Genomic DNA, 26,675 nt, shown 5'->3' on the forward strand with positions numbered 1-26,675 from the left:
CCGCTGGAGAAATCGCAGATGGTGTATTAATTAACGCATCTAACCCTAAAGATTATGAAGCAGCTATGCCTATGATCAAAAAAGGTATTGAAGCAGCTGGTGGAGACAAAGCATTTGATGTAGGTGCATACACTGCAACTTCCATCGGACCTGACTCAGACGCAGCTAAAAACGCAGCTAAAATTGTAGTTGCATTTATTGCAGCAGGTTCCCCACCTCCAGTTATCGAAAGACACGGATTACCTGAAGGATTCAACACCCAAATGGGTGAATTCTTAGCTAAAGGTGACTTCGGTGGAGCTATCGGTGCTGTAACTGACGAAGCATTAGACGCATTCTCAGTATGTGGTACTCCTGATGAGTTCATTCCAAAAATTGAAGGCTTAGCTGAAATGGGTGTAACTCAATACGTAGCAGGTTCCCCTGTTGGTAAAAACGTAGAAGAATCCATTAAATTATTAGGAGACGTAATTGCAAGTTTCTAAACTTGCTTACTCTTTCTTTTTTTATTTTTTTAAACCATTATACACAACTTAACAACAAAACTATTTTTCAACAACAATTTTAATTATAAAAAAATCCTAATTATATAATATTATAATTATTATATTGCAGGTATTATAATGGAAATTGAAAATTTATGTAAAGACATTAGACAAAGAGCTTTTGAGAGAAAAGATCCAAAAACTCCAGAACAGGTTGGGGCAAGTTGGTATAATGATGACTTGACTTATGATGGTGTTTCAAAAACATTATTTATCATATTGCCTACACCAGGATGTGCTTGGGCACTTGGTGACAGTGGCGGATGCACAATGTGCAGTTACGTTTCAGACTGTACATTAGAGCCAATAGATACCGAAACAATTTTAAGGATTTTCAACCAGCATCTCGAAAGGCATCCAATAGCTGAAGAGGATAAGATTTCAGTGAAACTGTTTGCTTCAGGAAGTTTTTTAAACCCATATGAACTTCCAAAGGATGCTCGTGATGAAATTCTAAAAACATTGGTTAATTTAGGTAATGTGACTGAAATCATTGTCGAGTCAAGACCGGAATATGTTAAAGAGGATGTTCTGGATGAGATTTTTGAAATTATCGGAGATACACTGTTTGAAGTAAGCATTGGCCTTGAAACATCCAATGACTATACTCGTCTTAAAAAAATCAACAAAGGTTTTACCCGCCAGGACTTTGAAGATGCAGTGAAACTAATGCAGAATCTAAAGGAGACTAAAGGATACAATTTAAAATCAAAAGCATATATCTTTGTAAAACCAATTTTGGTATCTGAAAAGCAAGCCATTGAAGAAGCAATAGAAACTGCAAGATATTGCGATTCAATTGGAGTAAACCGACTTTCATTTTGCCCTGCAACAATACATGGAGGAACTGTAATTGAAAGGTTCTGGAGAAAGGGTGCATATCAGCCACCATGGATCTGGTCATGTATTGAAATAATTAATACCGTTAGGGATGAACTAGACATACCCGCCCTTTTAGATACTTCCGGATTTGGATCTAGACGTGGTCCATACAATTGTAAAAAATGTAATAAAGATTTAAAACATATGATAATAGCTAACAATTTAACTCAAAGTAAAATAGAGCATGATTGTGAATGTAAAAGAGAATGGTTAGCTGAAATAGAAAATTGCGATATGAATAATTCAACTGTTGAAATAAAGCATATCCCATTATATTAATTGATTTCTAGATTACTTAAGGAGAAATTCAATGTTGGAGTTAAAATATTCATCAAAAAAATTGATATTTTTAGTTTTATGCGTGCTGTTAATGTGTAGCATGCAGGCCTGTGCAGCATGTACTGCAGTATATGTGGGTCCAGAAGTTAGCGATGACGGTTCAATAATTGTTGCCAGAACAAATGATTATCCTCAAACTTGGGGAAATCATGTCACAGTGACTCCTAGAGTAGAGAATGAATCTGGTCGACTTATGCCCGTAAGTGTGGATGGAACCGTAAAAACAGAACTTCCTGAAACCACCTATCAATACACCGCAACACCATATATGAATAGTACAATAGCGTCCAACAAAGAGGCAGTTTATGATGCGGCTGCATGCACTAATGAATACGGTGTAGCCATGACCATGTCTGTTACAGCATTTCCAATCGATAATGCATTGGAAGCTGACCCATTAGTAGAAGATGGGCTTTGTGAAGATGCCGCTACAGATCTTGTGATTTGTCAGAGCAAAACGGCTAGAGAAGCTGTAGAGGTTCTTTTGGGAATCATTGATAAATATGGCAGTAGCGAGTCAAATATTGCTCTCATTGCTGATCAGAGTGAAGCGTGGTATGTGGAGATGTATACTGGACATCAGTATGCTGCAGTAAAATTGCCGGCAGACAAAGTATCCGTTTTTGGTAATGAGTATTGTTTAGAGTACTTATCTGATTTTGATGAATTTATTATATCTAAAGGATTAATTAGTCTTGCAGAGGAAAATGGTTTTGCCATATATGGTAAAAATGGTGAAATCAATCTGTTTGAAACATATTCCGGATTTACTCTAGATTACGGGCATCTGAGGACTTGGATTGGACACCAACTTCTAGCACCTTCAAAATTCAGTGCAGATTACAATCCTTACACCATATATCCGCTCTGTTTTACACCAGATAAGAAGGTTTCAGTGCAAGACGTCTGTCAAATTTTACGTAATAGATACGAAGGAACCGAATATTCTCCTGATGAGACCGGTAGAACCGATGTATATGCAATTGGAAATGATGTTACTCTAAGTGCCCATGTAATACAGGTGTTTCCAGACCTTCCAGCAGAAATGTCATGCGTTAGCTGGGTTAGTTCTGGTCCAGAACTTTATGGAGTGTTTGTACCAATATCCAATGCTTGTATAAATGTCAGTGAAGCTTATGGAGCTAATCAACCTGCAGAGGATATGGGAGTGTTTGATACAGATAAATACCCATATTATGTCTTTAAAGAACTTTGCACTCGCTGTATAGGACCCGACCGCTACAATATTTATGGTCAACCTGTGCAAGAGTACTGGTATAATTTTGAAAGTAATATGTTTGCTGGAATGAGTGAAGTACTCGCACAAGCGGCAGAAATGGAGGATAGCAATGCCCGAGCAATTTATATTACTTCATACTGTAATGATATGCAGACCAAAGCATTCAAAGAAGCAAAACAACTACTGAAAGTCATCCCCCCACTCGCACCTCCTGAAAAAACAATTGCTGAAAATTTAACCAGCAATTCTACTGAAATTGAATACGCTACTGCATTAAAAGACAATAATGGAATTGCGACAGCTAATGAAAGTACTACAACTGCAATTAATGATGCCAATGCCAACAGCAAAATCTATGATAAGCCGGCTAATGAAAGTACTATAACTGCAATTAATGGAGAAAATAACACACACAACCACGATGAAAATACGACTATTGCAATGAACATTAACTTAAACAATGTTGAATATATTATAGCCATGATTTCAATTATTACAATGATTATCATTGCGGCAATATTTCTTAAAAAATACAAATATTCAAGCAGTTAATGTCAATGTTTTGCCCATTTATATTGGTAAATCATTAAGAACGGATTTCATTGCAGAATTATGTTAGATTAATTTTATATAATTAAAAAATGAAATAATAAATTAAATACTTTGGAGAGAATTACATGAAAACTAAATTCATTAGTTTACTGGCAATACTATTAGGAATGGTAATTATCATATTTCCAGTGCTCGGAGTTATTGGGGTAAGTTCGTTAATTGGATTATCCGTATTGTTAGTATCCATTTATTTACTTGTATTAGGAGTATCCATAATAGACTATAATACAAGTGGTGCCATAATTGATTTGATTTTAGGTTTGCTGCTATTATTCTTAAGTATCGGTTTAATATTCAATCCAACACTCCTTGGATTTTTAACTGAAATCTCATTATACTTTGCAGGAATAATGTTAATAATCGTTGGACTAGCTTCCCTTATTAACAACCGCAGCAGCAGATATGGATTTTACATTGGCATATCAGGAATAATTCTTGGCGTATTATACATAATTATTGGAACCTACCTCGCAAATCCAATTATTCTCGGCTCATTAATTGGAATATGGTTGGTAATAAGCGGTATATTAAAATTAATGGATAGATAAACTATCCTTCTCTTTTTATTTTTTGGTGTTAATATTGATTGGAATTAGTGCAGATTTTGACCCCGTGCATAAGGGTCATGAAAGATTAATCAGAGAAGCTCAAAAAATTGCGGCTAAAGAAGATAAAAAAGTTGTTGTGTATTTGAACAAGGGCTATAGTGCAAATCATGCTCCATTTTTTGTTGATTATGAAGCTCGTCGTGAAATGGTGCTGGCTTTAGGTGTTGATGAAGTCAGGTCTTTTGAAGGCCTTCACCACAGGCTTGTTTTGTCATATAGCGTTCCAATCAGACTTAAACAAATGATTGATGATGGAGTTACTGACTACATCACCTCAGCAAGCATATCTCTAGATGAAATCAAATCAAAGGCCCAGAAGTTTATTGATGAGGGAAATTTTGTCGGAATGCCTAAGCACTACACAAATAGAAATGAAATTCGTTGGTATGCATTAAATGAATTTTTAGGCTCTAAACTAAAGTTTCACATTGTCACGGAACTTGACAAATCCAAATACTCCGGAAGGCTAATCAGGCAATCAATCATAGATAATGGAATGGCAATCCCCTCAAATGTTTATAAGCTAGTTCCAAAAACTACCATCGAAATTCTCGAACGCGAAATTGCTTTAGGAAATATTCCCGGCCAGAGGAACTGGAACGAGATTTACAAAAGAATGAATACCTACTCAAGAGGAAATCTCGAAAAGATAGCTTACCTTAATGGAAAAACGATTAATGAGATTATTAAAAGAAGAGTATATAGAGACCCCGAATCCATTTGGGCTGTTTTTAGAAGATCTGATTACGGACCAGTAATGACCCGTCTTGCAATCAGTGCAATTGAAGAAAATGTTACAAAAAGGGAAGTAATGGATTTGATGAAAAGCTATGAGGATAAAGGAGTAATTCCAGATAATCAAAAAGTTCAAAGGGTAATCGATAGAGCCTGGTATGTCTCAAACAGTGAGCTTCCAGCCAAAGAAGCAAATGAAAAATTTAGAAGTGAAAGTATTGTTGTTGATAATGCCCCTACAAGAATCGAGGCTGGATTGAATCTGACAAAATTTGAAACCAAAATTACAAAAGAAGGCATTGCTACCGATCTTTATGTTGATAAAAATGGTAAAATTTCCGTCCAGTTTAAAAGTGAGGGTAAAAAAATTAAAACTAACCTAAGATTGCCTGCAAAAGAAGTTACTTATTTAAGGTATATTATGGATTCCCATTTCATTCCGGTTAGCGGATTGATAAAACAAGCAAAAAGAGGATTTAAAGTTGAAGTTACAATTGGTTGAATTTTTCCAATGCGGCTTTAACCATTACCAAATTTTCATCATCAAAATAGTTAATTAACTCTTCTAATTCTTCAGACTTTCTTTTTGGATTATCTAAAGTGTTTTTAATCCTTGATAGGGAGTCATCTTTAAAATTATCTCCTTCAGTTATAGAAACTATATCGAAAAATTCATTTTCCAGATTATTATTTTTAGCAATGTCAAAGCTTTCGATTAAAAGTGCAGTAAGTGTTTTCGTATAGCTGCTTCTAAGTAATTTTAAAAAGGCTGCATCACCAACATTCTCACTGATTATATTTACATTTAAAAACTCATTCAAAAATAGCAATTTCGAAGCAGAAACTCCAGAAATATATAATGTAGGATTATCCGAATCTATTTTACCGATTATGGCCCCATCCACCAAATCATCAACATATTCATTGATTTCCAATGTGGTTTCAGGAGAAATGTTATTCAAATCCAAATATATTCCATTTGAGAATTTCCCATATCTTTTAGCTATGCTTAATGCTGTTTTGGGTGATGCTGCTGAAATTAAAATATCCGATATTTTGGCAACTTCTTCAAAGGTAGGCGCCACTCCAATATTGAAATCATCGATAGCTTCAATTGTTGATTTTGATCTATTCTCCGTAGAAGTGACAAATCTTATATCATTGGATTTTATTAATTGTACAATATTTTGAGAAACTTTTCCAAATCCAATCAACCCTATAATCATAAAATCACTTTATTTTTTAAAAAGAAGCATATCTTTTAAATCAACACCAATATCACGGGCAATAGTATTGCATTTTGCACATAACAAGAAATAAACATCCTTATCAGATAAATCAATTTCTGTTAATCCTTCATAATTTCCCATGCCTTTTGAAATTATGAATTCATGGGATTTGAAGATTTCTCTAAATTCATCTGAAATCTCACTATCAACATAACCTACAGTTCCGGCACCAATTTCAACAATTTCACCAAGCTCGTCAAGCCCGGCTTCCAATGCTTCAGCCATGCAGGCATCATTTAAAATCGGTTCTGATTTAACTGCAATTGTAATGTCCAAATCATATTCCTTGATTTTTGCCATTAATAACTTATCAAAAACGATCTCCCCAGTATTATCAACTAAATATAATACCTTATCATGTTTTTTAAGTGAATTTTCAAACTCTTCAATATCCTTAACAGCTAAATCATTGCCTAAAGATTCATTAATAATTGAATCGATATCATCATCAAGAGTAAATGCTCCGAAGTCCAGAATATTTCCAATAATAGCTATTTTTACATAATTTTCCAAACTGTCGTTTTCTTTTAAAATCTCCTTGACGTGAGGTAAATATTTTAGAGCTATTTCGTTTCCTTGAATCTTTTCTTTATAATACGGGTCTTCGCAACCAGTTTTGGTTTTGATAATATTGTGCATTATGGAACCTGTTTTATTAGAATTAGTGTCCTTTGAAAAATTATCCGCCAGAAAATCAAAAATATCATTCATGATTTCAATTTTAAGCAGATCATCGTCACAAGCCAAATCCATTGCCTCACGGGCCTGTCTTAAAAAGCATGCCCCACATTCATAACTAATTTTCAAAATTAGCCCCCATAAATAATTTGAACTAACTGAATTTCATCATCCTCATCGATTACAGTATCTTCAATTACAAGTTCCCCATTCTGTTTAGAGACAATTGTCTGAGCGGATAACTCCAAATCATTGAGCAAATCTTTAATAGTATAATTTTCACTGGGAATTTCCCTTTCTTCATTAATGTTTTTATATTTTAAAGTAAATGACATATAATCACAATCCTAATTCTTCTAAAAAGGAACATGCCTTGCAAAGCTCATTGGCTGAAGGTTCACCGCATATTGCGCATCTTCCATGGGCATAATCCTTTTTAAGTTCCTTTTTCAGAATGTTTTTAATTTTATCATAACCCCTAAGGGTTGAGTATTTAATTGTAGGATGTTTTTCTGAAAGCTGATTGATTAGTTCAGAAACCTCTCCTCTAAAAGACTGCATTGCATATGGGCAGCTGTCAAAGTGAACTTCCAACTCCTTTGCAACAACGTAAAGTCCGATTTCACGTTCAGGAATTTCTCTTAAAGGTTTGATTTTAACTGTGAACTCCTCTGCTTTTGACTCCGTTTTGGCACCAAGTTTAGTCAGATTATCAGTATTTCCTTCAAGATAATTCATCATGATTGCCTGGACTTCGTCATCAAGGTTATGGCCTGTTGCAATCTTTGTAGCTCCCATCTCACGGGCTGCCTTGTTAATGATGGTGCGTCTGAATACTCCGCAGTATGTGCAGGATCCCTTATGGTTATCTTTCTGCATTATCTCATCTAGAGTGATTCCATATTCGTCCTTAAGGGATACCACCTTATGTTCAATGCCCAGCCTTTCGGCATGCCTGAGAGCAATATCCACACCGTCCTGGCGGTAATTGTCAATTCCTTCATCAACAGTTACAGCGCAAATATCTATGATGTTTCGCTTTCTGTAGGAGTTTAAAATTTCCAAAACTGTCACGCTGTCTTTTCCGCCTGAAAGCGCTACCAAAACCTTATCTCCTCTGTTAAGCAACTTTTCTTTTTTGATTGTTTTTATAACTTTTTTTTCAATAGATTCAATGAAACAGTCTTTGCATAACAATTGCCCTGACTGCTGCTTTTTGATAATGACTTTAGGATTTCCACATTTACTGCACTGCATAATAATACCTACATCTGTTCTACAAATCTTGCCAACTGGTTTAGGGTGTTGACTTCAAAAACCTGTGCTCCCGCATCCCTATACAATGAAACACAACTGTCAACTACATCCCATTTATTTCTGTCTTCAGGGTTTAGAATAATAAGCTTTTTGGAATCTCTCACCATTTCCTCAACGAGTTCCACACTGGCAGGAACACCATGGACCTTCGGACCTGCCCAGTCCCTGCAGTCAGATAAAATAATTATATAAGACTTATTGTTAATATTTGCAACCTCCTGAAACTGCTTGAATGCGGAATACATATCGGAGGTACCATGAACCATCATGTTTTTTACACGCATATCCTTAACTTTTACAAATGAATCAATCAAGTATTCTTCCTTTAAGGCTTTGGTAGTTTCAATTACCTTATTGTCAAATTCGAATGTTCTTGAACGCTTAAAAGCAGTTTGCGCTGAAAACATCAGCATGAAAAACCAGCTACTGATCCATTCGCATGACCCGCTGATGTCATTTAAAAACAAATGCTCATTTTTATGAGGTCTAGGTTTCGCCTTTACAAGCTCCAACGGCACTCCACCATATTTTAAGTTAGCTCGGATGGTTCTTCGAATATCAATCTTGTTGGAATGGGTTTGAGTTTTTCTTCTTGAACGTTTATTTGCTATTTTTTTACCCAACCTTTGACATATTTCAAGCATTCTCGGGTCGAATCTATTCAGCTTTGTCAAATCCTTATTCATCAGCTCGCCGTCACGTTCAAGCTGCTTGACTTCATCCAAAAGAGGCTGGCCGGAAAGCATTTTTAATTTTTCATTTTCTGCCTTTTCCTTATTGATTTTTTGAAAAGTATTATTTTGCTTTTTGATAATATATTTATTTGATTTAGGGCCTCTTCCCCTATATGCTTTACCCATCTCCAGTTGCTGGTCAGATTCTTTTTTAACTTCCTTTTTAAAAATTTCTTCAAAAACCTTATTGAATTTAGGGATGTCATATCTGTCTTTAACATATATTGCCATCAAAGCTGTTTTTAACAGCTGCCTGTCATCTTCACCTAAATCCATATAAATCCTAACAGCTGATTGTGTGCTTCTAACACTTACTGGCAAACCTTCACTTCTAAGCTGAGAGGACAAATTTGCAATTTTTGAAATCATCTTATCGTTTATTTAAAATGTCCTTAATGACTCTTTTTTTATCACTTTCGGTTTTAATTGCCACACCAATACTGCTTTCCAGTGATTCATCCATGTTTTTAGTTCCCAAATTAGAAACTGATTTAACCCAATCAACAGTTCCTCTTACAGAAGGTTTTTTCATTAAATTAAGATTACGTATATCATGAACCAATCTAACAATCTTTGAGACAACTTCATCATCCGCTTCAGGTATTTTAGATTTGACAATTTCAATTTCCCGCTCAACAGTAGGATAAGGAATATATAAAAATAAACATCTGTCTTTGGTTTCATCAAGAAGAGACCTTTGTGAATTTGAAGTTAAAATCACTATCAAATCATTTTGAAGCTGGAATGTTCCGAGGTCATTGATAGTAATTTCCTGCTCACCCAATGCCTGAAGTAAAAAGCTTTCCACTTCCTCATCAGCCTTATCAATTTCATCTATCAACAATACTGAATCAGCATCATTTAAAAACGCATTAAGCAAAGGCCTTCTTATAAAGTATTCCTCATCAAATATTTTTTCTTCAGTGTTTGATTCATTTCTAGCGGCTTCAAGATGCAGCAATTGCTTTTGGTAATTCCACTCCCCTACAATCTGCTCAAATGTAATTCCCTCATAACATTGAATCCTGAAGAAATCTCTTTCAAATGCTTTAGCAATTACTTTTGCAAGTTCAGTTTTTCCAACACCCGGAGGCCCTTCAATAAGCATAGGTTTTCCTAAAAGAAAAGATAAATAAACTGTAGTTGATATCTCATTATTTGAGACATAATCTGAGTTTAAAAGTAATTTATCTATGTCTTTTATTGTCATGTTTTCTGTCTGCAAGATTTTACCTTCCATAATTTTATTGTTAAAATATAATTTAACACAGTTAAATATAAGATTTATGTAATTAGTTATATATTAGTTAATGATTAATATATTATTAATTCAAGGAGGTTAAAAATATATGGAAACTGATAATGCAATCATAATAATATTATTAATTCTTATTGTATTAGCATTAGGAGCATATTTAGTTATAAGTGGAACCGGATTAACATTAGTGCATAATGATGATCCTGTTGTAAATAATACCACCTATACAAATCATACTTCAATAAACAATAGTTCAACAAATTCAACTCAAACCCACGATACCGGAGCCACTGCACCAACTTCATCCGAAAGTAGCAGCAGTTCAAGTTCCAGCGCATCTGTTTCCCAGAGCAGTTCTCAGAGCAGCCAATCCAGCGTTGACACTTCAAGCCAATCCCAAGGCGCACAACAAGCCGGACAGGCCGAAGGAACTTATGACCCAAGTGACTTTGATTAGAACTAATTTTTAAACTCATCAGGATTTTTGAACAAATCAAAATCCTGAACATATTCTTTACCTGTAATCATTGCAATTTCTGCTTTTTGTAGTTCGGAACCAAGATAGGCGGCATGCTCCATTCTGGTTACCAACTCTTTTATTATTATTTCTTCATAAACTTCTTTTGCAGATTGCCCTACAATAACCAAATCCGCTTTATTTTTCTTGAAATGAGTTGCAATAATCCTACTGTCTTTTACAGTAGTTCCATAATCAACACTTATCTTAAAACTACCTGCCTTATCCCTTATGAACTTCAAAGGTTTTTGAAGCCTTGTTTCCTCAACACCATCCGTTTCATTTAAAATAATATCATTCCGTTTGTGCTTATCTTTAAATGCAACTAAATTTATTCCCAAATCTTTCGGAATTGATTTTCTGTGTTTTGCTAAAAACATCATTTTTGATGCTGTGGATAACTCATAAACACTGCCCCTTGTTTTACCACTTTCTTCAGGAGTAAATAATATGCTGACTCCCAATTCCATACCAATTCCAGCTAAAAGCACATTAACACCACCAGAATCAGCATCCATCAATTCTGTTACATTTCCAACGCCAAAAAACATCGGTGCAGGATTAACTTTATGAAAATCATGGCATGCTATAATTGACTCGACTATGCTGGAACTGTTCACCGGATCCAAAATCAAATCTGCAACATATCTCAATCCTTCGGTATCCTTAATTAGCTGATGCATTGATTCGACTCTCTGAGCAGGAGTTTCCGGAGAAATTCCCTGGGAAAAATTTGTTGGAAGCAAAACTGCAGGAATGTCTTTTTCTTTTAGAATTTCCTGAACTTCACCATTGTTACCCAAATCCAAACTTAAAACAAAATCAATTCCATTTTCTGCTGCGACTTTAATTTCCTTGGCATTTAACGTGTCTATGCTTAATGGCCTATCTCCAACAATAGGCCTCAATGTTTCGATTAACTCGGGAATTTTATCTGAAAAATCTTCACCTGCAGCCATACCTATATCAATCATGTCTGCTCCGGAGTCAACAAAATATTGGCATTTGTTAATCAGAGCTTCCTTTGATAAGAATGGTGCATTGGCAATTTCAGAAAGAACTCTCATTGGAAAATCTTCACCTACCGGGAGATTTCTTATTAGGATGTTATTAGGTTTTTTAAGAAGTTCTTTGATATGTTCTTCATCGTTTTCAAACTCTTCAATAAACTTGAATGCTTCTTTTCTTTTTTCTTCTTCAATCAATTTATCTGCAGGCTTGTCTTCCGACAGGGTTATGTCTTCTATTAAATTCAAAACCATTGCAAGGTCAGCACCGTCAGTGGATCCCTTGAATGTAGGAATTCCCAATTCTTTTGTGATTTCCCTTGTGCCTTTTTTAATTAAACCCGGAACCAAAATCAAATCGATTTCATCCAGTTTATCTTGAAAATGAGTTTTCACTTCTTTTATAATTTGTCTAGGAGTTAAAAATGCGGCAACCTGTGTTTCTGCAACATGTACAATAATGTTTTCTTTGGAATCTGCAACCACATCCTTTATTAAAGGATAAGCCAAGTTACCGGTAATAATCAAAACATTCATAATAACCATCAATTAAAGTCAATATATTAATTATTATATGAATTAATTAATATTTAATCTTTTTAGAAAAATTTGATTAAAAAAACATCTATTAAATCTTATTAATTGTTATTAATTAATCTGAATGCTCCGTTGAAAAAATAAACAAAAAACAATCAACTTAAACAAAATAATTTAAACAAATTTCTCAAATAATTAAAATTTAACATAAGATTTATATATTTTGTAATTTATAATGATTATACATGATAAATATATGGAGGAAAAATTAATGATTGAAATTCGTTTTCATGGAAGAGGCGGACAAGGTGCTGTAACTGCTGCTGAAATTTTAGCAAAAGCAGCATTCAAAGACGGCAACTATTCCCAAGCTTTTCCATTCTTTGGAGTTGAACGTAGAGGAGCTCCAGTTATGGCTTTCACAAGAATTGATGACAAGCCAATTGATTTAAGATATCAAGTCTATAATCCAGATTATGTACTTGTTTTAGATGATGGGTTATTAAATGTAGTAGATGTATTTGCAGGTATTAAAGACAATACTGAAGTAACAATAAACACCCAAAGCTTTGAAGGCAGTGGAGAACATGAAGTCTACAGTATTGACGCAACCGGAATTGCATTAGACATGTTAGGACGTAACATTGTTAATACTATTATTTTAGGATATTTCGCTAAGAAAACCCAAGCCGTGACAATCGATTCACTTCTTGAAGTGATTAAAGAAACATTCCCAGGCAAAGTAGGAGAACTAAACGTCGAAGCTACTAAAAAAGCTTACGAAATGGGATGAGGGTGATTATAATGGTAAGTATAGGATGTGTAATTAAAAACCCAGGCAATAGTAGAAATAACAAAACTGGAAGCTGGAGAACATTCAAACCTATCCTAGATAAGGAAAAATGTATTGATTGTGACAACTGTATTCTGTTTTGTCCAGATGCCAGTGTAAACAAACAACACGATATTGATTACGATTACTGTAAAGGATGCGGAATTTGTGCATACGAATGTCCTTCCGATGCAATCGAAATGGTAAAAGAATAGAGAGAGTGATGAAATGGTAAAAGAAGTAATGACCTCAAACAAAGCAGTTGCAGAAGCTGTAAGATTAGCTAAACCACAAGTTATTCCTGTTTATCCAATTACTCCACAGACTACAATCTCTGAATACTTAGCACAGTATGTTGCTGATGAAAAAATTGATGCTAAATATGTTAAAGTAGAATCCGAACACAGTGCAATAAGTGCTGCTGTCGGAGCCAGTGGCGCTGGAGTAAGAGTATTTACAGCAACATCTTCACAAGGATTAATGTTAATGCACGAAATTTTATTTGCAGCAGCAGGTATGAGAACCCCATTCGTATTGGCTGATGCAAACAGAGCAATTTCTGCACCATTAAATATTTGGAACGATCAACAAGACTCAATCGCACAAAGAGATGCTGGATGGTTACAGATTTATGTTGAAAATGCTCAGGAAGCATTGGATACCACATTAATGGCTTATAAAATTTCAGAAAATCCAAATGTTTTACTTCCATCAATGGTCTGTTTAGATGGATTTATTTTAACTCACACCGTTGAACCTGTGGAAATTCCAGATCAAGAAAGTGTAGACAAGTTCTTACCTCCATATGTACCAGAACACGCCTACCTTGATCCGAAAGAACCTATGTCAATCGGTAACTTCGCTGATCCGGATTACTATACTGAAGCAAGATATGCAATGGAAGTTGCAATGAACAATTCCATTGACGTCATCCAAAAAACCTGCGATGAATTTGCAGAAATATTCGGAAGACAATATGGTCTTGTGGATGCATACAAAACAGAAGATGCTGAAATAATATTCGTTGCAATGGGATCACTTTGCAGTACAATCAGAGTTATTGTAGACCAGCTAAGAGAAAAAGGTGAAAAAGTAGGTTTACTTAAAATCAGAGCTTACAGGCCTTTCCCTGTAGAAGCAATTAAGGAAGCTGTTGCAAATTGTGATAAAATAGCTGTAATCGATAAAAACTTCTCATTCGGAATTGGCGGAGCGCTTTATTCAGACATGAAAGTTAAAATCGATAAGGAAATCTATGGATTTATTGCAGGTTTAGGTGGAAGAGACATCACACCGGAATATATCCTGGAAGCTTACGAAAAAACCAAAGTGCCAGAAAAAGATGTCACATGGATTGGACTTAAGGAGGAATAGATATGGTAGATATACCTGATAAAGATTTATTAGCACCGGGACACAGAGGCTGTGCTGGTTGTGGAGCATCCATTGCTGTAAAATTAGCTCTTAATGCTTTAGGCGAAAACACTGTAGCTATTTCTGCTACCGGTTGTCTTGAAGTTATGACCACCCCATACCCAGAATCTTCATGGGAAGTCCCATTTATACACGTTGCATTTGAAAACTCAGGAGCAGTAGCATCCGGTGTTGAAAGTGCATTAAGAATTCAAGGAAAAGACGATGTTAATGTTGTCGCATTCGGTGGTGACGGAGGTACTGTAGATATCGGTTTACAATCATTATCCGGAGCTATGGAAAGAGGACACAACATGCTTTACATCTGTTACGATAACGAAGCTTACATGAACACAGGTATCCAAAGAAGTGGAGCAACACCATATGGTGCAAGTACAACCACTTCACCGCAAGGTAGTGCAAGTTTTGGAGAAGACAAACCTAAGAAAAACATGCCTATGATTATGGCAGCCCACGGAATTCCATATGTGGCTACAGCATCAATCGCATATCCTGAAGATTATGTCAACAAAGTGAAAAAGGCAGCTTCAATCAAAGGACCTGCATACATTCACTTGCAACAACCATGTACTACAGGTTGGGGATATCCTTCCGAAAGAACTATCGAAATGGGCAGATTAGCTGTTGAAACTGGATCTTGGATTTTGTATGAAATCGAAAATGGTGAATTTGAAATTACATACAGGCCTGAAGAAAGAAAACCTGTAAAAGAATACTTGGCACCACAAAAAAGATTCAGACACCTAGACGAAGAGCACATTGAAAAAATCCAAAAATATGTTGATGCAGAGTGTAAAGAACTAGGTTTATAGGAGGAGAACAATGGAAAGTATTCTTGTAAACAGCAATTTATGTGACGGATGTCTTAACTGTGAAAACATGTGTGCATCAGTCCATAGTGCTAGTAGGATAAAAATAATAGAACATGATTCTTCCTTTTATGCCATTGTATGTCAACACTGTGAAAGCGCACCATGTATAAAAATCTGTCCGACTGACGCTATTACCGACGAAGGTGTCGATAAAGAAAAATGTATCGGTTGCGGATTGTGTGTAATGGTATGTCCATTCGGTGCAATGACTTTCCAGTCAAAAATTGCTGAAAAATGTGATCTTTGTGCTGACAGAGAAGAAGGTCCTGCTTGTATAAAAGCATGTACCAAAAGAGCCATCAGCGTTGCCGACCCTGAAAAGGTCCGCGCTAAAAATCAGGAAAAATATCTTGCCAAAATGGCGGGATTATACGAACCTAGTGGTGGCAAAGGTGGATTTGTTCATGTCATTACAGGTCAAGCAAGAGCAAGACTCGTTTTAGACGAATAAAAAAAAGAATTATGTATAATATTAAAGGAAGTTGTACTGACTGTACAACCTGTGGAAGCTGTCAACAAACACCAGATGTTGACACTCCTATTTTATTTTGTATGCACTGCCAACCATCAGATGCCCCATGCATAAAAGTTTGCGGGGAAAATGCTATTTTTGTATTGGGCGGTGCAGTCACACTAGATTATGAAAAATGCACTAAATGTAGGGAATGTGTAGAAGTCTGCCCAATTGAAATAATCAAAATTTAAATATGAATAAAACCATATAAATATATTAAATATGTGAATAAAATGGGATGTTTAGATGAGAGTTGAAAAAGAATATAGGCATTTGGAAGGTATTGATGAAGTTCGAATTTTTAATGCTGCAAAAAAAGATTTCTACAAACCAACTCCAAAAGAGTTTGATCTAGAAGACATTACAGTACAAAATCTCATAAACAATATCCCTGTCGAAATTCATACATTGATTCCATATGAGGACGGGAAAGATTTTATTATTAACGGCATAGGCAATTTTACCCTTGAAAGATATGGTAAAACTCAAGAAGACGCGAAAGGCAGATTGTTAAGCAAACTTTCCCCATTATACTTTAACATATTATATGATTATTTATTTGATGTCTATACAAGCCACAACACCAAAAATATAAGATTTGTTTATTATAACAACAACAAAGTAACAAAAGTAAATACTACAAAAATAATTTATGATGCGAAAAGAATATTTATAACTGTCCATAATGTTGATGCAACAGTGAGTAAACGTATCGATGCAAATCATAGGACTTTTGATGAAGATAAAACTAATGTAATGGAAAGTTTTTCTCAAACCGGAAGTTATTACACAGTAAATGGAAAATATACCTGGTCACAAGGAATATATAATATCATCAACCGTGCAAAAGAAGAAGCCGATGAATACTACAATATCGTTTTTGATTTGGTGATACCGGAAGATAAACATATAGTCGATAAAATTTTCAATATTACCAACAACGAAACTGCAGAATGCGAAGAGGTTATTCGTATTCAAACTATGAATGGTGTTTTAAAAGTAATAGAAGTAAATATATATTCTTATTTTGATGAAAGCGGAATCATTATTCGTCAAGGATTAATAAATGACATTACAAAGTACTCCGATGATGATACTACCAAACCGGTTGATTTTTTATTGAAAGGGTTTAAAAACAGTAAAAAAATTGCTTTGTTAATTGAACCCCTAAACAGAAGACAATATGAATACTCCAAAGGATTTTATGATATACTTGAAACAGACCGCGAAACATATTATAATTCCCCAGGCATTATAACCAATATTGTTGAAAAAGACTCCTCTAAAATACTTAAAGATTTAATCGACAGAAAATCAACAAAAATCGATGAAACATTTACATATGCAGTCAATGGAAATCCGCATAATAAAAAAATTCTCAACTTGTACATTGAAAGCTTTGAATATAATAAAAGAAGACACAGTCTTGGATTTTTAACAGACCTTACCGATGATATGAAAAAACAAGATGAATTGGTTGAGTCAAATGAGCAAAAACTGATTTTAATTAAAGAAATACACCACAGAGTTAAAAACAATTTGCAAGTCCTTAACAGCTTTTTAAATCTTGAAAAGAAAGCTTATAAAAATAATCCTGAGTTAATTATTGAACATATGCAAACACGCTTAAGTTCACTTGCATTGCTTCATGAAAAAACATACAGAGCCAGGGATTTCAAAAATATTAATCTAAGTGAATATCTGATTGACCATGACAGGCAAACAAAAAATCTGGTTGATTTGCCTGTGGAAGTCGAGTTTGAAACATACGTGGATAAGGATTTAAATTTAAGTGTGGAAGTTATGACCCCATTACTTTTAATTATAGATGAATTAACCATGAATGCCGTCAAACATGCATTCCCAGACAAGACAGCACCAAATAAAAAAATAACTAAAGAAATAAAGAAATTAGATAATAATACTGCTCAGTTAATAGTTAAAGACAATGGTGTTGGAATTAAAGATACTTCAAAAATTACTAAAAATCTGGGATGTGAAATAATTAAAAGCCTAAGCAGGCAGTTAGGCGGAAACATCAGCTTAATTGAAACTGATAATGGAACCGCTTATAAACTAATTTTCCCAATTGAAATGGTACACACAATATAATCAGCCCAGACTTTAACATTTAATCAAAATTTAAATATTTTGAAATCAAAAATAAAATTAATTAAATTTTAAAGGGTTTTATTTTGATTACTAAAGATGTTATTAAAGATAGTGTTTATGAACTTTACAAACAGGCGGCTATCGTTTTAGGCAGTGACGTAAGAAACGCGCTTGAAGATGCATTAAAAATAGAAGAACATGACCTTGCAAGACTAAATCTTGAAGCTATTTTAAAAAATATTGAACTTGCAGAAGAAAAAGGCATTCCGATGTGTCAGGATACCGGTCTGCCAGTAGTTTTTGTTAAATTAGGGAATGTCGAAGTTGAAGATCTGCGCGGTGGAATCGAAGAAGGAATTAAAAAAGCTACAAAAGAAATTCCAATAAGACCAAATATTGTAGATCCAATAACCAGGGAAAATACAAACATTAACATTGGAGATTACATTCCACCAATCGACATTGAGCTAATTGATGAAGATTATATCGAAATAACAATATTACCAAAAGGATTCGGTTCTGAAAACAACAATGCTTTAAAAATGGCTTTGCCTGCTGAAGGAATCGAAGGAATAAAAGAGTTTGTTGTCGAATCCGTTCTTAAAGCCAAAGGCAAACCATGTCCTCCAACAGTAATCGGCGTGGGAATTGGCGGAACATCAGACCTATGTCTAAAACTCGGTAAAAAAGCATTGCTTGGAAAAGTGGGTGAGAGAAACCCCGATCCGGAAATAGCTAAACTAGAAACAGAAATATTGGAAGAAATCAATGCCTCCGGAATCGGCCCTATGGGATTGGGCGGGAAAACCACCGCACTTGATGTGAAAATCCTAAAGGCACATACACACACTGCAGGCCTTCCGATTGGCGTTTGTGTCCAATGCTGGGCTGACAGGCATGCCACAACAAAAATCTATGACAACTAATATCTGAAAGTCCTTGGAGTTGTTGGTCTTGGAATATTGTCATGAAACTCAATGGCCACATCCATCATTTCAACAGAAATATCTCCAATTCTTTCAAATGCCTTGATTACCCTAAACAGATATATGAAATAGTTTGACCTTTCCTTTTCATCAAATGAAGTTTCAGCCATTTGGGTTGCAATCAAATTAATTGCCTTTGATTGAAGAATATGAATTGAATCTTCAAGCTCCATCAAATCATCCTTAAGTTCAGTCCTGTTTTCAATGAAAGCATTCATTGACAGACGAATCATGTTTTGAGCTGTTTTATACATCTTTTTTAATTTTTTTAAGACATTCTCATCAATCTCATAAACATCATTTATAACAAATTTTGCAATATGGCCACAATAATCCCCAATACGCTCCAAATCATATGCCATTTCACTATAGAGCATTGATTTTGAAAATTCAGAATGCTTATTGATGCTTAAGATGGTTTCAACAGATGTCCTGATTTTTTCAACCATATTGTTTGTTGCAAAATCCATTTCCAAAGCCTTGTTTGCCTTGTCTTCGTCATATTCCAAAATGGCATCAAAGGAAGTTTCAAGCTGAGAGTGAACGTGCTTGGCCATATTGGCAAGCATGTCATTAACCAAAACATTGCCGGAACTGTTTCTAGACCGGGAGTAGTTACTGTCTAAAGACTCATTGAATTTTTCATAGCTTTTCAAATCAATCATGTATGCCCTTTTTACAGTACCGTCCTTAACCAGAGGCTGTAACAGTTGAGTTACATATCTGCGAGATATTCCTAATTTTTCTGCTATTTCCTCCTGAGTGGAGGGGTTTTCGTACAAAATGAAATCCAATATGTCCTTTAATGTCTTGTCCTTTTTACTCATTTTATCAACTATTTCCTATATTCATCCAAAAGATCATTGGATTCGAATTGGATATTTTGTGAAGATTCATTTATTTTGGCTGAACCGTTACCAACGTCAGACCTGAATTTTACGTTATGCTGTTCATGATTATTTACACGTTGAGGATTTCTGTTGTTACTCTTGCGGACAACCCTCCTAGGCTTTTTAACCCTCATGGATTGTCTGAATCTGTCATAATTTCCATCATCATTGTGACGATGAATTCTAGGATTTATTTCCTCATTTGATGACATCCTAACAACTTTCGGTTCAGTTTCATTCTTATTGGCTGACATTAAAATTCTAATTATGACGAATATCAATAATAACAATGCAATTATCGCTATCGGCAAATCAAAATTGGCAAATATCGTATCATATATGTTTGTAATTCTGTTTCCCAAATCTACAAAACCTCTTGCCAAAAAGATTAATGCAACAAATACCAGTATTACCCCATGTTCCTTTTTTACGAAATCCGGTTTTAAAACCAAAGGATATGCACTGATTACCAGCAAAGCCAATCCCAAAATCCTATATAAGTTATTGTTGGCCAAATCCTGAATTGAAAGGTAAACATTTACAAATGTGCCCGGCAAAAATCCTGATTCTGACAATAATGCAAAAATCAGCAATAATTGAATTAAAGCTATTACTGCCAACGGAAACACATATGCAATGTCCCACTCAAAATCGTGACTGAATGTTGCTTCAGATACTGGCTTTTCCAATGCTTCAGAAAGCATATTATAAAGAACAGATGAAATAACTGAACCTATAATAGTACCTGCCACTCCTAAAACAGAGGTTAAAACTGCAACAAAAGCAGAGATGAATCCGACTAGTATTAGCTTTTTATAATTCATTTTTTCACCTTCAAAAATAATTTTTTATTTTCTAATTAATATTATATTTTCAAATATTTAAAATTAGCAGTTGTTAAAAAAAATAGTTAAGAGCTTTAGGGGGGATTCGAACCCCCGACTTCCACCTTACCAAGGTGGCGCTCTACCGGCTGAGCCACTAAAGCTAAAATAGAGATTATAAAAATTTGATAGATACATAAAAAGTGCAAGGGAAGGGATTCGAACCCTCGAAGGCCTATGCCAGAGGATCTTAAGTCCTCCCCCTTTGGCCGCTCGGGCACCCTTGCATACAATAGTAATGTTTGATAACATAATATATAAATGTTACCCTTTTTCAAATATTTTTCGCAAATATGAAAAAACTATATTGTAATATTATTTAACAAACTATATAAATATTTAAGGTTATAAATAATCATATTCTATAAATTGATTTTTAATGGTGAATTAATTGCAAGTTGATATGGAAGAATGCGGAGTTTGTGAAGACTGTATTGATGTATGTATGGAAGAGGCAATTGTTAAGAAAGCCTATACAATTGTAATAGACAATGATAAATGTGATTCCTGCGGCGAATGTGTTGACGTTTGTCCGGTAGGTGCTATTTACGAAGATTAAAATGAAAATTAAATTTACTTTAATAGATTACATCATAATAATTTTAGTGATTTGTACTGTTGCATTTGCGTTTATCCACATCACAAGTGATGATTCATCAAATATTCAAAAAACTGCTTTTGATGCTTCCACAATAAATAAACTTCCCGAAACATATCTAAACTACTACAAAGATGGGCAGATAGTTAAGGCAACAGTGAACGGATTCAACTCCAGTACAGGCGAAGAGATTACAGTAAACGGTACTGTGAAGTGGGTTGATGAAGGATCATCGGTCAAGGTTTTGCTTGAAACCGAAAACGGAACATATTTAACCGGATTATATAAGAATACTCCTAATGCAGACATCTACCTGAAAACAATATCTATTGAAACAGATGGAAGCACTTATGACAATTCCGTTGAGTTTAAAATCAAACCTATGAATATTACATCCATTAATGATTTGAACAAAAATCTGACAGATGTTGACTATGAGATTTCCACTACTATTTCTCTTGATTCATTTGATACTAAACTACTCCAAGAGATAGAAAACAAGATTTTATCAAACAACAAAAGATTATCCGTTAAAGGGTCAAATAGTGAACTTGCAAATCAGATAGTTATTTCAAAGGCCAACAATCAAAACTTAATTGATGCTGATGCAATTTTAGGTTCAATTAATGGAATTACTGATGAAATCACCCTCAGGATTTATAATTGTAGCGATACGGAATTGAATAACATTAAAAATAACTACGAAGTTACAAATATCAGAAATTTTTAAGTTGGGCAATCTATGAGCGTAATTTATTCAACAATAACTTCTCTTGTAAACAGGATAAGTGATGAATTCCACAAATCCTTTTTATTTACAATAATTTTTACCATTCTTGCATTTATAGAGGACCAATGGGTCAATGGCTTTTTTAAAAAATTATATCCCGGCGAAAATTTTTTAAGCTTTTTGAATAAAAATGAGATTTTAAAAAGCCATATCTTTAATCCGTTGATTGTGCTGTTCCTGTTTGCGGCTTTTCTGTTGTTATCCCTGAACACACTTTCAGCCAGCCTGACTATAACACTTCTTATTGCATTTGCTGCATTTTTTATTGGAAGTACAGTTCTGCCAAGGTTTTTTCTAAACAAATCAACCGATAAAATCCTCAAATTTCCGGATGATGACATTTATTCACTTGGTTTCTGTTTGATATTGATAAGCATTGTATTTTTCTTCATAAGCATTGCAACCGTTGGTGGAATTCCTCTTTTAAAACCATCAATCAGATATCTGCTAAAACCAGTATTTACAATGCCTGTATTTTTAATAATACCTGGAACATGTCTGCTTGCAAGCGCATATCTGAAGGATTTTCAGGGCGAAAAAATCACCCGTTCACAGGCAAGATTCAGATTCCTATTTTTACTTGCAATGGACTGTGCATTTTTATTGCTTCTAGGTTATAGGACACCACTACTTGCAGCATTTCTCATCATAATTATCATAGGTTTCTATGGAAATATTGTTTCTCTATGGGAAGTTGTAATTGGTGCTCTGATTGGTATAGGTGCAATCATTGGAATTGGATATTTTCGATCACTTGGTGAGCTGACAATCACATCAGCAACAAATCCATTCTACACGCTCCAGTCCAGAGCTGATTTTACACTGCATGTTCTCGATTTGCTTGACTTCATTGGAGGAAACTTCGGCCTGACCCACGGCAAACTGCTGGCAAGCTCAATTCCGGGAAGTGATTTAGGTCCAAGAATGATGGTTGGAAAACTCATCGCATGGAGAACCGAAGTTACTGTCACACCGACACTGATAGGTCAGATGGTGGTTGATTTCGGAAAAGTCGGTGTTGCAGTCGAGATGTGCATTCTAGGTTTCATCTTAGGAATCGGATTTAAATTAATGAGAATTACCAAAGATTATTTCTATACTGGAATTTACTCCCTGATTTTAACATACTCCATTTTAGGCATTGAAACAGGAATATTGGACATTCAAGTTCTTCTATACTTCGCAATAGCCATTATCATCTATTTAACAATACTTGTAAAATCAAGAAATTAGCTGCTTTTTTTGACAATAAGTATTACAATAAACCTTGAATAATACTAATTTGTATTACTTTAATAACCTTTATATATAAATATACATTTAAAATATTAAATGTCAAGGAAAATCTCGGATTTATTAACCATTAAACTTAATAAAACTCCAAATTAACTTGATATTACTAAAAATAAACTAAAATAATACAATAAAGTAATACCTAGTTTATAAATAAAAACTAAAAAAGTATTACTTTTAGGAAAATGGAGGAATTTAATTGCATATACCTGATGGATTTATACCTATTGCACAGTGCCTCATTTACTATGTAATCTTAATAGTTGCATTGTATTTCTCTGTGAAATGGGCAAGATCTAACTTAGATGAAAAACGTATCCCTCTTTTAGCTGTGCTCGCTGCAGGTATCTTCGCAATCATGTCCATGAACATGCCTATCCCATTCGGTACAAGTGGACACATGGTTGGTGGAGCACTCGTAGCAATAGTATTCCTAGCTCCTGAAGCCGCTGTTTTAGTATTTACAGTAGTATTGCTAATCCAAGCATTAATATTTGGAGACGGAGGAATTACCGCTCTTGGAGCAAACGTATTGAACATGGCTATTGTTGGAGGATTTGTAGGATTATACACCTTTAAAGCACTACAAGGAATAGTTGGCAAATACCCTGCAGCAGGTATTGCAGCATGGTTGGCAACTGTTATCGCAGCTCTCGCCTGTGCTATCGAAATGGCAATTGCAGGAACTTTCCCAGTAAATGTGGGTATCCCTTCAATGGTATTATACCACTTCTTTATTGGAATAATCGAAGCAGTTTTAACTGTAATCGTCCTTGTAGCATTAGACAAATTTAGACCAGACTTACTGGCATGGAACAGTGAAGGAGATGCATAATATGGATAAAAAAGATACTTATTTAATCGCAGTAGCAGTAATCATTTGTGTCGTAATTTGCTGTCTTTCACCATATATTGCATCTGGTGACCCAGACGGTCTTGAAAAATCTGCAGAAGACTCCGGATTAGCTGAAGATTTTGCTGTTGAAGAAATCAATGGAATTCCCGAAGCAATCTTCCCTGATTATGCATTTGCAAATGACCCTGATAATCAAGTATTACAAATTGTAGCGCTGATTCTCGGAGCTATAATTACTTTAGGATTAGGATATGGAGTTGCTGCAATTTTAAGAAGTAGAAATTAAATCTTTTTAATTTCTACAACCCTTTTTTTAAAAAGAAATTGAAATTAGATTAAAATTAAATGAGCAAATAATAATATAGTACTATTTTTAATATTAAATTAGTGAATTGACATGGCAGACATAACACAGATAATGAGATTTGATGATTTGGCATCAAAAGACAGTCCCATCCACAACCTGGAAGGGAGAATTAAACTGATTTCAACATTGCTAGTCATTATTGTCTGTGTAGTATCAAAAGAACTTTTTATACCAATAGCATTGGAAATAATGCTGTTAATCATATTGAAAATAGCAAAATTATCTTATTTTGATTCATTCAAACGATTATTAATGCTTTTGCCTTTCGGTGGAGCAATCATTATATTTCAGCCTTTCATCCAACCAGGAAATATAATCTGGAGCTATTCCTGGCTGCACATTACCGATTTTGGACTTAACTGGGCAATTCTTTTGCTAGTCCGCTTAATCGTATCCCTTACTGCAATCATCATTTACTCATCAACAACACCCCTTCAGGAAATGGCAAGTTCATTTAGAAAACTGAAAATGCCAAGGGATCTGGCAATGATACTGTCGATTATGGTGAGATTTTTATTTTTATTCGTTGATGAGCTTGCTGCAATCAGGAAATCCCAAAAATCAAGAAATTTCAACATACACTCCAAAAAGGTTCCCTACAAATGGGTGGTAAAGCAGGTAGGATATACAATAGGAATGATGTTTCTAAAAGCATATGAACAGGGAGAGCGAGTCCACAGAAGTATGGTAAGTCGTGGATTTTCAGATGCTTCGGAAATGTTTAACGAGAAAAAATCACCTGCAAAAAGTGATTATCTCTACATAATTACAATCATAATCATCATAATAATACTTGAAATCATAATATTTAAATATTCAGGACAGTTAGGCTATTTCGGTCAAAACTTTTCAATTAATTAGGTGGGAAAATGACAGACATACATTTAGAGACAAAAAACTTATCTTTCACATATCATGACGGTACTCAAGCTTTAAAAAACGTGAATATCCAAATCAAAAAAGGAGAAAAAATAGCTATAATGGGGCCTAATGGTGCAGGAAAATCAACATTGTTTTCCCATTTCAACGGACTCTCCGAGCCAACATCAGGCCATGTTGAGATTGACGGTGAAAAAATCATATTTGAAAGGGAAGAACTGCTTAAGGTAAGGCAAAAAGTAGGAATAGTATTTCAGGATCCCAATGACCAGCTATTTGCACCTACCGTTAAAGATGACGTTGCCTTCGGACCAATGAATCTTGGTCTGGACTATGATGAAGTTGAAAGAAGAATCGCTGAATCGTTAGAGATGGTGGGAATGAGCGGCTTTGAAGATAAAACACCGCATCATCTAAGTGGAGGTCAGCAAAAAAGAGTGGCCATTGCAGGTATTGTTGCTATGAGACCTGACATAATGATTCTTGATGAGCCAACAGCAGGCCTTGACCCTGAAGGTGTTGATAAAGTTTTAGACATCTTAAATAAACTCAACAGTGAAGGAATGAGCATAGTAATTTCATCACACGACATAGAAATGGTAAATGAGTTTGCTGATAAGATATTTGTTTTATATAATGGAGAAATAATAGCTCAGGGAGACAAACACCAGATTTTTTCCGACAAGGAACTGTTAAAAAAAGCTCACTTAAAAGCACCGGTTACAACCGAAATACTGTATAAACTAAAAGAAAACGGATTAAATGTTGATACTGAAAAATTAAGCATTGAAGAAACAGTTGAAGAAATATTAAAAGCAACAAAAAATTAATTTGTAGCTTTTTTTCTATTTTTTAATTTTTCCTTGAGTTTTACAATAAACTCAAACTCATCGTCCAACTCAGGAGAGTTTGCAAATCCGCAGTTCGGACAATGTACGCTGTTACAGCCATGTTTACCACAACTGGAACATCCACGATTTTCCAATGCGGTTTCGTCAAATTCAAAACCACACATACGACATTTCATAATAACACCGCAAAAAAATTAGTTTAAAAAAAATAATAAAAAC

At 34.7% G+C, this 26,675-nt stretch carries 31 protein-coding genes and 2 tRNA genes; 21 read left to right on the forward strand and 12 right to left on the reverse strand.

Annotation, left to right across the window (positions count from 1 at the left end):
- The 5 genes from Q0W04_RS01220 to Q0W04_RS01240 all read left to right on the forward strand — a co-directional run.
- On the forward strand, positions 1-485 hold a 485-nt coding region (locus Q0W04_RS01220), incomplete at its 5' end, for an LLM class flavin-dependent oxidoreductase (protein WP_298499210.1).
- Between the two features lie 138 nt (positions 486-623).
- On the forward strand, positions 624-1,706 hold the full coding sequence (locus tag Q0W04_RS01225; RefSeq protein WP_298499213.1) for an archaeosine biosynthesis radical SAM protein RaSEA: 1,083 nt from the start codon (positions 624-626) through the stop codon (positions 1,704-1,706).
- A gap of 31 nt (positions 1,707-1,737) precedes the next feature.
- Positions 1,738-3,558: a C69 family dipeptidase gene (locus Q0W04_RS01230; protein WP_298499216.1), complete on the forward strand. Its 1,821-nt coding sequence runs from the start codon at positions 1,738-1,740 to the stop codon at positions 3,556-3,558.
- A gap of 125 nt (positions 3,559-3,683) precedes the next feature.
- Positions 3,684-4,166, forward strand: coding sequence for a DUF308 domain-containing protein (locus tag Q0W04_RS01235; RefSeq protein WP_298499219.1), 483 nt, complete (start codon positions 3,684-3,686; stop codon positions 4,164-4,166).
- A gap of 25 nt (positions 4,167-4,191) precedes the next feature.
- Positions 4,192-5,463 (forward strand): cytidyltransferase, encoded by a 1,272-nt coding sequence (locus tag Q0W04_RS01240; RefSeq protein ID WP_298499222.1) that lies wholly within the window; start codon positions 4,192-4,194, stop codon positions 5,461-5,463.
- Here the strand turns inward: Q0W04_RS01240 and Q0W04_RS01245 are convergent.
- Genes Q0W04_RS01245 through Q0W04_RS01270 form a run of 6 tightly spaced genes read right to left on the reverse strand, consistent with a single transcriptional unit; the run spans position 5,450 to position 10,204 of the window.
- Positions 5,450-6,187, reverse strand: a complete 738-nt coding sequence (locus Q0W04_RS01245) for an NAD(P)-binding domain-containing protein (RefSeq protein WP_298499225.1) — start codon at positions 6,185-6,187, stop codon at positions 5,450-5,452. The two genes, Q0W04_RS01240 and Q0W04_RS01245, sit on opposite strands and share 14 nt — an antisense overlap.
- 9 nt (positions 6,188-6,196) lie before the next feature.
- Positions 6,197-7,057 (reverse strand): DUF89 domain-containing protein, encoded by an 861-nt coding sequence (locus Q0W04_RS01250; RefSeq protein ID WP_298499228.1) that lies wholly within the window; start codon positions 7,055-7,057, stop codon positions 6,197-6,199.
- 2 nt (positions 7,058-7,059) lie between these two features.
- Positions 7,060-7,263: a MoaD/ThiS family protein gene (locus Q0W04_RS01255; RefSeq protein ID WP_298499231.1), complete on the reverse strand. Its 204-nt coding sequence runs from the start codon at positions 7,261-7,263 to the stop codon at positions 7,060-7,062.
- A gap of 4 nt (positions 7,264-7,267) precedes the next feature.
- The gene (locus tag Q0W04_RS01260) at positions 7,268-8,185 is read right to left on the reverse strand and encodes a TIGR00269 family protein (RefSeq protein ID WP_298499233.1); all 918 of its coding nucleotides are present in this window, start codon (positions 8,183-8,185) and stop codon (positions 7,268-7,270) included.
- 8 nt (positions 8,186-8,193) lie between these two features.
- Positions 8,194-9,348: a VWA domain-containing protein gene (locus Q0W04_RS01265; RefSeq protein ID WP_298499235.1), complete on the reverse strand. Its 1,155-nt coding sequence runs from the start codon at positions 9,346-9,348 to the stop codon at positions 8,194-8,196.
- 1 nt (position 9,349) lies between these two features.
- Complete coding sequence (locus tag Q0W04_RS01270; protein ID WP_298499483.1) at positions 9,350-10,204, reverse strand: MoxR family ATPase; 855 nt, start codon at positions 10,202-10,204, stop codon at positions 9,350-9,352.
- Between the two features lie 124 nt (positions 10,205-10,328).
- On the opposite strand from Q0W04_RS01270, the gene Q0W04_RS01275 reads away from it, so the two are divergent.
- Positions 10,329-10,694 (forward strand): hypothetical protein, encoded by a 366-nt coding sequence (locus tag Q0W04_RS01275; RefSeq protein ID WP_298499238.1) that lies wholly within the window; start codon positions 10,329-10,331, stop codon positions 10,692-10,694.
- A 2-nt stretch (positions 10,695-10,696) separates the two neighbouring features.
- Here the strand turns inward: Q0W04_RS01275 and Q0W04_RS01280 are convergent, their stop codons facing one another.
- Positions 10,697-12,298, reverse strand: coding sequence for a dihydropteroate synthase-like protein (locus tag Q0W04_RS01280; RefSeq protein WP_298499241.1), 1,602 nt, complete (start codon positions 12,296-12,298; stop codon positions 10,697-10,699).
- Positions 12,299-12,569: 271 nt separating this feature from the next.
- Here Q0W04_RS01280 and Q0W04_RS01285 point away from each other — a divergent pair, with 271 nt between their 5' ends.
- The 8 genes from Q0W04_RS01285 to Q0W04_RS01320 all read left to right on the forward strand — a co-directional run bounded on the left by Q0W04_RS01285 (position 12,570) and on the right by Q0W04_RS01320 (position 18,988).
- A complete protein-coding gene (locus tag Q0W04_RS01285; RefSeq protein ID WP_298499244.1) occupies positions 12,570-13,091 on the forward strand; it encodes a pyruvate ferredoxin oxidoreductase subunit gamma in 522 nt (173 codons plus the stop codon).
- Positions 13,092-13,102: 11 nt separating this feature from the next.
- Positions 13,103-13,345 (forward strand): pyruvate synthase subunit PorD, encoded by a 243-nt coding sequence (gene porD / locus Q0W04_RS01290; RefSeq protein ID WP_292810361.1) that lies wholly within the window; start codon positions 13,103-13,105, stop codon positions 13,343-13,345.
- A gap of 13 nt (positions 13,346-13,358) precedes the next feature.
- A complete protein-coding gene (porA, locus tag Q0W04_RS01295; protein WP_298499246.1) occupies positions 13,359-14,504 on the forward strand; it encodes a pyruvate synthase subunit PorA in 1,146 nt (381 codons plus the stop codon).
- 2 nt (positions 14,505-14,506) lie between these two features.
- Entirely contained in the window at positions 14,507-15,376 is an 870-nt protein-coding gene (gene porB / locus Q0W04_RS01300; RefSeq protein ID WP_298499249.1) for a pyruvate synthase subunit PorB, read from the forward strand.
- A 10-nt stretch (positions 15,377-15,386) separates the two neighbouring features.
- Positions 15,387-15,887, forward strand: coding sequence for a 4Fe-4S dicluster domain-containing protein (locus Q0W04_RS01305; protein WP_298499251.1), 501 nt, complete (start codon positions 15,387-15,389; stop codon positions 15,885-15,887).
- Between the two features lie 11 nt (positions 15,888-15,898).
- Positions 15,899-16,141, forward strand: a complete 243-nt coding sequence (locus Q0W04_RS01310) for a 4Fe-4S binding protein (protein WP_298499253.1) — start codon at positions 15,899-15,901, stop codon at positions 16,139-16,141.
- A gap of 55 nt (positions 16,142-16,196) precedes the next feature.
- On the forward strand, positions 16,197-18,062 hold the full coding sequence (locus tag Q0W04_RS01315; RefSeq protein ID WP_298499254.1) for a histidine kinase dimerization/phosphoacceptor domain -containing protein: 1,866 nt from the start codon (positions 16,197-16,199) through the stop codon (positions 18,060-18,062).
- 83 nt (positions 18,063-18,145) lie between these two features.
- Positions 18,146-18,988 (forward strand): fumarate hydratase, encoded by an 843-nt coding sequence (locus Q0W04_RS01320; RefSeq protein WP_298499256.1) that lies wholly within the window; start codon positions 18,146-18,148, stop codon positions 18,986-18,988.
- On the opposite strand, the gene Q0W04_RS01325 is transcribed toward Q0W04_RS01320, so the two are convergent.
- The 4 genes from Q0W04_RS01325 to Q0W04_RS01340 form a co-directional block, all read right to left on the reverse strand.
- Positions 18,985-19,875 (reverse strand): phosphate uptake regulator PhoU, encoded by an 891-nt coding sequence (locus Q0W04_RS01325; RefSeq protein WP_298499259.1) that lies wholly within the window; start codon positions 19,873-19,875, stop codon positions 18,985-18,987. The genes Q0W04_RS01320 and Q0W04_RS01325 overlap by 4 nt on opposite strands.
- An 8-nt stretch (positions 19,876-19,883) precedes the next feature.
- Entirely contained in the window at positions 19,884-20,762 is an 879-nt protein-coding gene (locus Q0W04_RS01330; protein ID WP_298499262.1) for a hypothetical protein, read from the reverse strand.
- A 91-nt stretch (positions 20,763-20,853) separates the two neighbouring features.
- Positions 20,854-20,926, reverse strand: a tRNA-Thr gene (locus tag Q0W04_RS01335).
- A gap of 40 nt (positions 20,927-20,966) precedes the next feature.
- A tRNA-Leu gene (locus Q0W04_RS01340) sits at positions 20,967-21,049 on the reverse strand.
- 164 nt (positions 21,050-21,213) lie between these two features.
- Here Q0W04_RS01340 and Q0W04_RS01345 point away from each other — a divergent pair.
- From Q0W04_RS01345 to Q0W04_RS01375, 7 genes are all read left to right on the forward strand, one after another.
- Positions 21,214-21,381: a 4Fe-4S binding protein gene (locus tag Q0W04_RS01345; RefSeq protein ID WP_298499264.1), complete on the forward strand. Its 168-nt coding sequence runs from the start codon at positions 21,214-21,216 to the stop codon at positions 21,379-21,381.
- Position 21,382: 1 nt separating this feature from the next.
- Positions 21,383-22,150 carry an adhesin gene (locus Q0W04_RS01350; protein ID WP_298499267.1) on the forward strand — a complete coding sequence of 256 codons (768 nt, stop codon included), beginning with the start codon at positions 21,383-21,385 and terminating at the stop codon, positions 22,148-22,150.
- 12 nt (positions 22,151-22,162) lie between these two features.
- On the forward strand, positions 22,163-23,443 hold the full coding sequence (locus Q0W04_RS01355; protein WP_298499270.1) for an oligosaccharide repeat unit polymerase family protein: 1,281 nt from the start codon (positions 22,163-22,165) through the stop codon (positions 23,441-23,443).
- 259 nt (positions 23,444-23,702) lie between these two features.
- A complete protein-coding gene (gene cbiM, locus Q0W04_RS01360) occupies positions 23,703-24,338 on the forward strand; it encodes a cobalt transporter CbiM (RefSeq protein WP_298499273.1) in 636 nt (211 codons plus the stop codon).
- 1 nt (position 24,339) lies between these two features.
- Entirely contained in the window at positions 24,340-24,645 is a 306-nt protein-coding gene (locus Q0W04_RS01365; RefSeq protein WP_298499276.1) for a PDGLE domain-containing protein, read from the forward strand.
- A gap of 111 nt (positions 24,646-24,756) precedes the next feature.
- A complete protein-coding gene (gene cbiQ, locus Q0W04_RS01370; RefSeq protein ID WP_298499279.1) occupies positions 24,757-25,587 on the forward strand; it encodes a cobalt ECF transporter T component CbiQ in 831 nt (276 codons plus the stop codon).
- Positions 25,588-25,595: 8 nt separating this feature from the next.
- On the forward strand, positions 25,596-26,435 hold the full coding sequence (locus tag Q0W04_RS01375; protein WP_298499283.1) for an energy-coupling factor ABC transporter ATP-binding protein: 840 nt from the start codon (positions 25,596-25,598) through the stop codon (positions 26,433-26,435).
- On the opposite strand, the gene Q0W04_RS01380 is transcribed toward Q0W04_RS01375, so the two are convergent.
- Positions 26,432-26,632, reverse strand: a complete 201-nt coding sequence (locus tag Q0W04_RS01380; RefSeq protein ID WP_298499286.1) for a hypothetical protein — start codon at positions 26,630-26,632, stop codon at positions 26,432-26,434. The two genes, Q0W04_RS01375 and Q0W04_RS01380, sit on opposite strands and share 4 nt — an antisense overlap.
- Between the last annotated feature and the right edge of the window lie 43 nt (positions 26,633-26,675).

The organism is uncultured Methanobrevibacter sp. (assembly GCF_947170395.1).
Classification (GTDB): Archaea; Methanobacteriota; Methanobacteria; order Methanobacteriales; family Methanobacteriaceae; genus Methanocatella.

What these genes read in the sequence shown, in the direction of transcription:
- Q0W04_RS01245 (WP_298499225.1), bottom strand. Translation starts at nt 6,187, where the DNA reads ATGATTATAGGGTTGATTGGATTTGGAAAAGTTTCTCAAAATATTGTA.
- Q0W04_RS01285 (WP_298499244.1), top strand. Translation starts at nt 12,570, where the DNA reads ATGATTGAAATTCGTTTTCATGGAAGAGGCGGACAAGGTGCTGTAACT.
- cbiQ (WP_298499279.1), top strand. Translation starts at nt 24,757, where the DNA reads ATGGCAGACATAACACAGATAATGAGATTTGATGATTTGGCATCAAAA.
- Q0W04_RS01350 (WP_298499267.1), top strand. Translation starts at nt 21,383, where the DNA reads ATGAAAATTAAATTTACTTTAATAGATTACATCATAATAATTTTAGTG.
- porB (WP_298499249.1), top strand. Translation starts at nt 14,507, where the DNA reads ATGGTAGATATACCTGATAAAGATTTATTAGCACCGGGACACAGAGGC.
- Q0W04_RS01280 (WP_298499241.1), bottom strand. Translation starts at nt 12,298, where the DNA reads ATGAATGTTTTGATTATTACCGGTAACTTGGCTTATCCTTTAATAAAG.
- Q0W04_RS01330 (WP_298499262.1), bottom strand. Translation starts at nt 20,762, where the DNA reads ATGAATTATAAAAAGCTAATACTAGTCGGATTCATCTCTGCTTTTGTT.
- Q0W04_RS01365 (WP_298499276.1), top strand. Translation starts at nt 24,340, where the DNA reads ATGGATAAAAAAGATACTTATTTAATCGCAGTAGCAGTAATCATTTGT.
- Q0W04_RS01325 (WP_298499259.1), bottom strand. Translation starts at nt 19,875, where the DNA reads ATGAGTAAAAAGGACAAGACATTAAAGGACATATTGGATTTCATTTTG.
- Q0W04_RS01235 (WP_298499219.1), top strand. Translation starts at nt 3,684, where the DNA reads ATGAAAACTAAATTCATTAGTTTACTGGCAATACTATTAGGAATGGTA.
- Q0W04_RS01275 (WP_298499238.1), top strand. Translation starts at nt 10,329, where the DNA reads ATGGAAACTGATAATGCAATCATAATAATATTATTAATTCTTATTGTA.
- porD (WP_292810361.1), top strand. Translation starts at nt 13,103, where the DNA reads ATGGTAAGTATAGGATGTGTAATTAAAAACCCAGGCAATAGTAGAAAT.
- Q0W04_RS01375 (WP_298499283.1), top strand. Translation starts at nt 25,596, where the DNA reads ATGACAGACATACATTTAGAGACAAAAAACTTATCTTTCACATATCAT.
- Q0W04_RS01310 (WP_298499253.1), top strand. Translation starts at nt 15,899, where the DNA reads ATGTATAATATTAAAGGAAGTTGTACTGACTGTACAACCTGTGGAAGC.
- Q0W04_RS01305 (WP_298499251.1), top strand. Translation starts at nt 15,387, where the DNA reads ATGGAAAGTATTCTTGTAAACAGCAATTTATGTGACGGATGTCTTAAC.
- Q0W04_RS01380 (WP_298499286.1), bottom strand. Translation starts at nt 26,632, where the DNA reads ATGAAATGTCGTATGTGTGGTTTTGAATTTGACGAAACCGCATTGGAA.
- Q0W04_RS01265 (WP_298499235.1), bottom strand. Translation starts at nt 9,348, where the DNA reads ATGATTTCAAAAATTGCAAATTTGTCCTCTCAGCTTAGAAGTGAAGGT.
- Q0W04_RS01225 (WP_298499213.1), top strand. Translation starts at nt 624, where the DNA reads ATGGAAATTGAAAATTTATGTAAAGACATTAGACAAAGAGCTTTTGAG.
- Q0W04_RS01315 (WP_298499254.1), top strand. Translation starts at nt 16,197, where the DNA reads ATGAGAGTTGAAAAAGAATATAGGCATTTGGAAGGTATTGATGAAGTT.
- Q0W04_RS01255 (WP_298499231.1), bottom strand. Translation starts at nt 7,263, where the DNA reads ATGTCATTTACTTTAAAATATAAAAACATTAATGAAGAAAGGGAAATT.
- Q0W04_RS01260 (WP_298499233.1), bottom strand. Translation starts at nt 8,185, where the DNA reads ATGCAGTGCAGTAAATGTGGAAATCCTAAAGTCATTATCAAAAAGCAG.
- Q0W04_RS01230 (WP_298499216.1), top strand. Translation starts at nt 1,738, where the DNA reads ATGTTGGAGTTAAAATATTCATCAAAAAAATTGATATTTTTAGTTTTA.
- Q0W04_RS01355 (WP_298499270.1), top strand. Translation starts at nt 22,163, where the DNA reads ATGAGCGTAATTTATTCAACAATAACTTCTCTTGTAAACAGGATAAGT.
- porA (WP_298499246.1), top strand. Translation starts at nt 13,359, where the DNA reads ATGGTAAAAGAAGTAATGACCTCAAACAAAGCAGTTGCAGAAGCTGTA.